Genomic DNA, 734 nt, shown 5'->3' on the forward strand with positions numbered 1-734 from the left:
ATTAAAAACTATCCCGACTCAGCACTCTTGCCTAATGCCTATTATTGGTTAGGTGAACTGTATATGGTGAAAAACCTGACACAGGAAGCGGAGCGTGTTTTTAATTCGGTTGTTGAACAATATCCAAAAAGCCGAAAAACTCCAGATGCACGTTATAAGCTAGGTCTTGTCTATGCCCGCTATGGTCAACAAGACAAAGCTCGTAAACAGATGGAGTCGGTAAAGTCTTTTCACCCTGATAGCACTGCTGCAAAATTAGCCGATCAGTTCTTAGAATCTACCGCAAAGTAGCTTCGAAATAACAGATAGTGATTATTTATCATTATTTCGGTATAGGGATAAACGGCGCTTTCCGTTACAATGCGCCGTTTGTTTTTCCCTAAGATGCAGCTTAATGTCTAACTCTACTCTCCGTATCACAGAAATTTTCTACTCCTTACAAGGCGAAACTCGCACGGTAGGTCTACCGACAGTTTTTATTCGACTCACGGGCTGTCCTATGCGTTGTGTCTATTGCGACACTAGTTATGCGTTCTCCGGTGGCGAAACAGTTAGTATCGACAGCATTATGTCGCAGACAGAGCAGTATAAAGCTCGCTATGTCACGGTTACAGGCGGAGAGCCTCTGGCGCAAAAAAACTGTGCCAAGTTACTTACACGACTTTGCGATGCTGGCTATCAAGTTTCTGTAGAAACTGGTGGCGCTATCGATATTGCTTCTGTTGATCCTAGAC

Annotated in this window: 2 protein-coding genes; both read left to right on the forward strand. The window is 43.6% G+C overall.

The window, feature by feature from the left end:
* Positions 1 to 291 (forward strand): tol-pal system protein YbgF (ybgF, locus tag BTA35_RS16450; RefSeq protein ID WP_139363692.1); only part of this gene is annotated, 291 nt, incomplete at its 5' end.
* A 208-nt stretch (positions 292 to 499) separates the two neighbouring features.
* A partial coding sequence (locus tag BTA35_RS16455) for a radical SAM protein (protein ID WP_238377624.1) occupies positions 500 to 734 on the forward strand: 235 nt, incomplete at its 3' end.

The organism is Oceanospirillum linum, from assembly GCF_001995095.2.
Lineage (GTDB): Bacteria > Pseudomonadota > Gammaproteobacteria > Pseudomonadales > Halomonadaceae > Oceanospirillum > Oceanospirillum linum.